Here is a 6,878-nt window from a genome sequence, read left to right as displayed (position 1 = left end):
GTCATTTTCAAGTACCGCAGTATCATCAACAGGCGTCACTTCAAGGGTTAATGTCGCTGTATCGCCCGTATTGGTGGTGTAAGTAATAACCGGAACTTGGCCATTCCAATTATCTTCTGGGGTGAAGGTGTAAGCACCATCTTCATTAATGTTTAGGGTGCCACCATCGACAGTAACTTCTGTATCAGCAGTATAAGTGATACCATCAACGTCAAAACTCACCACGGTTAAGCCGTTATCGATATCGCCGTCGTTATCGAGAACATTACCTTCAGCGACGGTATCTTCAGCAACAGTATTGCTGTCATTTTCAAGTACCGCAGCATCATCAACAGGGGTGACTTCGAGGGTTAATGTTGCCGTATCACCAGTATTGGTGGTGTAAGTAATAACTGGAACTTGGCCATTCCAGTTAGCTTCAGGGGTGAAGGTGTAAGCTCCATCTTCATTGATGACGAGGGTTCCGCCTTCAACGGTAACTTCTGTACCAGCAGTATAAGTGACACCATCAACTTCAAAACTCACCACGGTTAAGTCGTTATCGATATCGCCGTCGTTATCGAGAACATTACCTTCAGCGACGGTATCTTCAGCAACAGTATTGCTGTCATTTTCAAGTACCGTATTATCATCAACAGGCGTCACTTCAAGGGTTAATGTCGCTGTATCGCCCGTATTGGTGGTGTAAGTGATCACCGGTACGTTACCGTTCCAGTTTTCATTTGGAGTAAAGGTATAGGTGCCGTTTTCATTTAGGACTAAGCTGCCGCCTTCGACAGACACGGTATCGCCTGCATCATGAATGGTGGCATCGCCTGCCACAGTGAAGGTGTCCACGGTTAAGGTGTTATCCACATCAGCGTCATTATCCAGTACGTTACCAGTGGCGGGTGTGTCTTCGGCGACCGTGTTGCTGTCGTTCACTAATACCGCTGTATCATCAACCGGGGTGACTTCAATGGTTAAGGTCGCTGTTGAGCCCGTGTTGGTGGTGTAAGTGATCACCGGTACGTTACCGTTCCAGTTTTCATTTGGGGTAAAGGTATAGGTGCCGTTTTCATTTAGGATTAAGCTGCCGTCTTCGACAGACACGGTATCGCCCGAATCATGAATGGTGGCATCGCCTGCCACAGTGAAGGTGGCCACGGTTAAGGTGTTATCCACATCAGCATCATTATCCAGTACGTTACCGGTGGCGGGTGTGTCTTCGGCGACCGTGTTGGTGTCGTTCACTAATACCGATGCATCATCAACCGGGGTGACTTCAATGGTTAAGGTCGCTGTTGATCCCGTGTTGGTGGTGTAGGTGATCACCGGTACGTTACCGTTCCAGTTTTCATTTGGGGTAAACGAATAACTGCCATCAGCATCTATAACTAACACGCCATCATCTAATGTTACTGACGTACCAGTTGAGTATGTTTCGCCATTAACTTCGAAACGAATAACAGTGAGTGTGTCATCGGTATCGGTATCATTATCTAGAACATTACCTGCAGCGATAGTGTCTTCTGCAACAATAATGCTGTCATTTTCTGCCACAGTAGGAATATCGTAGTCTTCTGTAGAAGTTGCTGTGCCCTTAGCACCATCAGCGCCGTATCCATATACAATGCCATCAATTACAGTGTCGGGATCGTTTAATAAGTCAGTCGCATCGACATCTACTGAGAATGTACCATCAGATTGCATAATCGCTTGGTATTCTTGACCATTAATGGTCAACATAATGATACCGGTAGTGATAGAAGCATCAGCGGTCACGGTACCTGTAATTGTAATCGTGCCAGTCGCTTCATCTGGCGTCAGTATGTTATCGCCAGTGACGGGATCAATATCTAAAGTAATGGTTGTATTATCAGGAAGATCATTATCATAAATACGTAACGTAGCCTGAGTATCATCTAGTACAGCATTGGTTGGATTAGATAAGTTTATTAGCGCAAATTCAGGGCTACCTTCTACGATTAAATCATCTGTAATAGGGACGCTAATATAAGCTGTAGTTTCACCAGGGAGGAAAGTCACAGTGCCACTTACATTAGTGAAATCTTCACCGAATAAAGCGGTTAGCTCTTCTGAGCTATAATCAAGGGTAATGGTTTCTGTGCTTGGTTCACTTAACGTCAGCGTGAATAATGCAAACTCCATTCCTTCTACAACAACGGCGTAGTCAATATCGACAACAGGTAAGTCTGAACCGTTACCGTCGTTATCAAAAATGGCAAATTCTAGTTCTTCATCATAAACATTTTCACCAGTAACTATGGCATTGAAATATTCAGTTGGTTCAATAATGGCATCATCAAAAATAGGCACGCGAATTAGGATGCTATTGTTACCTGCTTCAAGGTTGAAGCTAAATATAGGTCTAGCAAGATCACCACTTGAATCAATCCCTCCTACAGTCATGGTCTGCCACGTTAGGCCACCATCATTCGAGTATTCAAGAGGAACTAAATAATCATCAGCATATTCGGCAATTGGGTAACCGAGTTGCTCACTGAGTAATTCACTGGTGAAAGTGATGAACAGTTCTTGATCGGTTTCAAATGTGAGTTCACTATTTAAAGTGAATTGATTAAAACCAACATCTTCAAAAACATCTGGAATATTAGCAGATAGATGTGATTTATATTGATCTTGGGTCGCTGAAGTGACGTCTCTGAAGACGGTCCAATCTTCTACACGGTAATCAATACTTAGGCCTTCAAGATCGTATTGGGTAATACCTTCATTTAAGATAATGACAAAATTGCCATCACCTAAATCTTGTAAAGTCCCAATGTCCTCAAAAGCTGCGCTAAGTCTAACATTGCTAACCAATAAGTTTTGGTCGATAACCTGTTGGCCTACAGCACCTTCTAGTAAATCGTTGGCTGAGAAAGTAATTTGACCATCTAATTCATTATAGTTGTAGGTAATTAACCCACCGGGTACGTCAAGGATATCTACGGTACGTTCGTCATGTTCATCAGGGGTTCTATCGCCTGCAATGTCATCAATGGTATCTGCAACATGCTCCATCGCAATGGTTTCAAATACATTTTGGCCATCTTCTTGTCTTTCGGTATCACGGGTAAAAATAATACCTAATTCAGCAAGTACTTGAGAGATCATCTCTTTACCTGCTGTTGCTATATTTAATGGTTGGCCCGTGGTGGGATCAATATAATTGGCTAATGCTTCGTGAACGGATAATAAGATATTGATATTAGTGCTGTAGCTGTCATCAATATTAACCAGACTATTGGTATTTAAAATACCGTCATCAATACCGTCGGATAAATCGTTATCCAAGGCTTGAAGGAAAATAGCCATGTTCTCAACATAATCCATGTTGGTATCTGACAGCAAAGTACCAGCAATATCCTGTAGGAATAAAATATCCCCTTGAATAACATCGGCGCTAAAAGTAGCAATAGTGACGCCACCGACCATGAAAGTAATAGTGTCGCCAGGAAGGTAAGCAAATGATCCCGGTGAACCCAAATCACCGGTAAAACCTGATAATCCAGAAGAGGTGGTAAAGGATACGCCATTGACAAAATTATCGGTAAACTGAGCTACATTAAAGTTGTTATTTAGCGCATCAACGCCATCATCACCTAATGAAAGACTCGCGGTTAAAATATCTGGTGCATCAAAAGAGGTATCAAAGCCTGCTGTAGCAATAGTTTCCGAGCCTTCACGAGCTAATGAAGCGAAATCACTACCACCTTGATTTGTTGCTGTCTCACCTGCTGCGGTTTCAGGTAGTTCAGCGGTTGGATCTTCACCGGATTCAATTAATGCCTGTAGGGCTTCAATCTCAGTTCGCTCATCTGTGGTCATATCTATGATAGTTTCGGCCGATAAGTTTTCAGCTATGTTGTCACCATTGAGAATAGTGCCATCGTCAAAGGTCACCACAAACGCAATGCCATCGGCTACTTGGAGTTCTGCCCCTGCAGGAATAGTATCTCCTGGAAGAATGTTTTTTGTTTCATTGTTCAATGTGAGAGTAATCTCTCCATTAGTTGAATTTAAAACACCATTTTTTGTCGTTACAACAGAACTCATGACCTTAGCTCCAATAACCCGCATTTAACCTGATATTCATAGTGTTAGCATAACTATGCATATCGAGGCATTTGCTGTTATAAGTTTGAAAGTTAAATTAACCGCAAGTTAACAATTTTAGCAGTAGCCTTACTATAGGTCAATTTTTTGACCATCTAGTTCTTCGTAATAAACTAATGAATTTAAGAGGGAAATAGAAAAGTCTTGTAAATCAGTACAACTAAGTGATTACAGGCAAATGTTAAATTTTTAATACATTAGCATTAGGTGATGTTGGTAGGCTATTCATGAGATATTTGTTGCTAGATTAGCTTGTTTCACGTAGAAAAAAGCGATAAAAAAACCTGCCAAATGGCAGGCTTTAGTGTCTAACTGATTATAGAAAGCGATTAATTCATTATGAAATTATTGCTTAATATTTGCACAAGTTTTACTCGCTAGCATTAGCCGCTTTTCGATAACTTTGTAGTGCAGCGGTATTTTCACCGAGTTGCTCTTGCACTTGTGCTAATGCCAACCAATGCTGTCGTAATGGTGATACGTCACATACTTTTGTCCAGTGCTCTTTTGCGACTTTAGTATCACGTTTTTGCATGGCTAACTTGGCTAAACACACTTGATATCCAGCATCATGCTCATGGGTTTGCTGGTAACGTTGCAGTAGTTTTCTTATTTCATCATCGTCAGCATCTAGTATGTGGGGCAAGGCCGATAAAATGCTGTTACTGGGTTCGACTTTCAAACTCTTAGAAAGCAGCTTTAAGGCATCTTTTTTACGTTCATACTGGCATAAGCCGCGAGCATAAATGGCGATGAGAGTCGGTTGACTGCGCTCTGTTTTACTAAGCCAGTGCCAACACTTCTCAAGATCTTGTTCGTTAGATTCAGTTGCAGCAGTCAATAGGGCAATATTAGTTTGTTGCTCTATATTATTAAATATCTCATCAGTAACGATTTGACGTTTTTTAATAGCAGGTAAAAGTAACTTTAATGCTTGCCAGTCACCCTGTAACTGATATAAATCCAAGGCTAATTTTAGCACTGGGGTTTTACTTTTACTGGTTGGATTGAGTAATTGTAGCTCTATTCTCGCCTCAGCTAATTGACCCTGTTGGATAAGGTAGCGAGTTTTTGAGGTTCTGGCTGCGGTTTGTGCTAGCGGATCTTCTGCCGCTTGAGCTAAATATTGATCACGGGCTTGGCTATTGTGTTGATGATGAGCAGCGCGGGCGGCGGCAAATAAATTCAAAGCCGGCAGTTCGCCTTTTGCTGCGCCTTTAGACATGGCTTTTTCAGCACTAGGCCAGTCTTCTTCTGCCAGTGCTAAGGCCCCTTGTAAGGTATGTTTTTTAGCGGCTTGTTTGCGCCAGCGATCAGGTAAATAGCGGCTATGAATAATGATATTCAGTAGGAAAATAATCAGCCATTCAACTATCTGTAGCGCTGCATAAAATAAAATTAACCCCAGTAAACCAAAGACTAAACTGGTTTCTATTTGATAATCGCCCGCCGCAATATAAATATAGCCTGTGTTGCCGATGATAAATGGGCTGATACAAAAACCGATTAAAATGATAATCACATATGCAAGAGTTTTAATCATGACTGTGGTTCCTCTGCTGGAACCAACTCACCGTAAGTAATGAGCTGCTGAAGTAATCGGGTAGACTCAAATTTTTGCTGGTTTATTTCTTCAATGGTGACCGTCATTAGTGCATCTAAAGCCCGCAGCGCTTCTTGGGTTTTATCTTCGTCTAAATCAAAGTATTGCTGGATCCACGTTCGCGCAAAGCCAACCGATTGGCGATAATTAACTTGATCATGTTGATACAGGGCTAACTGAGCTTGGAGTAATTTATTGCGGATATTTTCAACCAGATACCATTGCTGATCTGGGGCTAGTAGCGGCTCAAGATCTGTAGTGCGCTTACGAATAGTGATAAAACCATCCGTTACTGAATGCCAAGTCTTGGCTAAATTACTTTGCCAGTCATCTACTGAATCTGAGATGGCATTTTGCTCCGCCAAGTCTTCTGCTGCTTGGGCTTTAGCGCGATTCAATGGCAAGGTATCTAACTGATTAAGTATGCCATCAATAGCGTAAATGGTGCCTGCCACATCAGTGGTTTTGATGGAATTAGTTCGGGCGAGATCATTGGCAAGTGCGCGGCGTATCGGCAATAAGGTGGGATCTTTCATTGCTTCAATACGCTCATCAGCAGATGTTAATAAACTTGCTGCTGTTTTAGGGTCGTTTTCAAGAGCCAGTTTTCTAGCTGCCATACGGACTAAGTATTCAGCTTCAGATGCCATCCAGTTATTTGGATTACGCTGAGCTAGTGTAGCGACCCGTTGCTGTAATTGCTGTTGTGATTTAGCTAACTGCGCTTGTTGCTGATAAGCCTGTGAATTTTGCTGTTGCTGGGCTTCTAATACTGCAATGCGTTTATTGGGTTCTACCAGCGCTTGCGTGACTTGACTACCTATTACGCTGGTTTGTTGGTTTTGAGTTTGCAGCTGCTGTTTTTGCTCTTGCAGTTCCATCCATAGCAGATAGCTTAGGCCTATTCCGCCAATGGCAATGATCAGGCAAATAAGAATACTGAAACGCACCCACCATGAACTTTTACTACGGTGTTTTTTTTCTGGGCTAGCCTCAGAGTTTGTGGCTTGCTTTTGTGTGGTTGATGAGGGATTTTCTGACTCAGGTTCGCTCACTTTATCTGCTTCGATAACAGGAGTTGATTCAATCACATCATTGTCTGAATGAGCTTGTTGATTAGGATCTTGTTTGTTGTGTTCCATGAGCTGTCCTT

At 42.2% G+C, this 6,878-nt stretch carries 3 protein-coding genes; all 3 read right to left on the bottom strand.

The genetic code is table 11. From position 1 onward, the window contains the following. A partial coding sequence (locus AB4160_RS04800) for a retention module-containing protein (RefSeq protein ID WP_372003744.1) occupies positions 1-4,062 on the bottom strand: 4,062 nt, incomplete at its 3' end. Between the two features lie 430 nt (positions 4,063-4,492). After that, complete coding sequence (locus AB4160_RS04795; protein WP_102440239.1) at positions 4,493-5,665, bottom strand: heme biosynthesis HemY N-terminal domain-containing protein; 1,173 nt, start codon at positions 5,663-5,665, stop codon at positions 4,493-4,495. After that, positions 5,662-6,867 carry a uroporphyrinogen-III C-methyltransferase gene (locus tag AB4160_RS04790; RefSeq protein ID WP_157936125.1) on the bottom strand — a complete coding sequence of 402 codons (1,206 nt, stop codon included), beginning with the start codon at positions 6,865-6,867 and terminating at the stop codon, positions 5,662-5,664. Before AB4160_RS04790 ends, AB4160_RS04795 begins: the two co-directional genes overlap by 4 nt. Positions 6,868-6,878: the final 11 nt, after the last annotated feature.

The sequence above is a fragment of the Shewanella sp. 10N.286.51.B8 genome, assembly GCF_041469325.1.
In the GTDB taxonomy this organism is placed as follows: Bacteria; Pseudomonadota; Gammaproteobacteria; order Enterobacterales; family Shewanellaceae; genus Shewanella.
This window is presented reverse-complemented; position numbering and strand designations above follow the sequence as displayed.

Excerpts from the sequence above, each read along its gene's own strand:
- AB4160_RS04795 (WP_102440239.1), bottom strand. The coding sequence starts at position 5,665 with ATGATTAAAACTCTTGCATATGTGATTATCATTTTAATCGGTTTTTGT.
- AB4160_RS04790 (WP_157936125.1), bottom strand. The coding sequence starts at position 6,867 with ATGGAACACAACAAACAAGATCCTAATCAACAAGCTCATTCAGACAAT.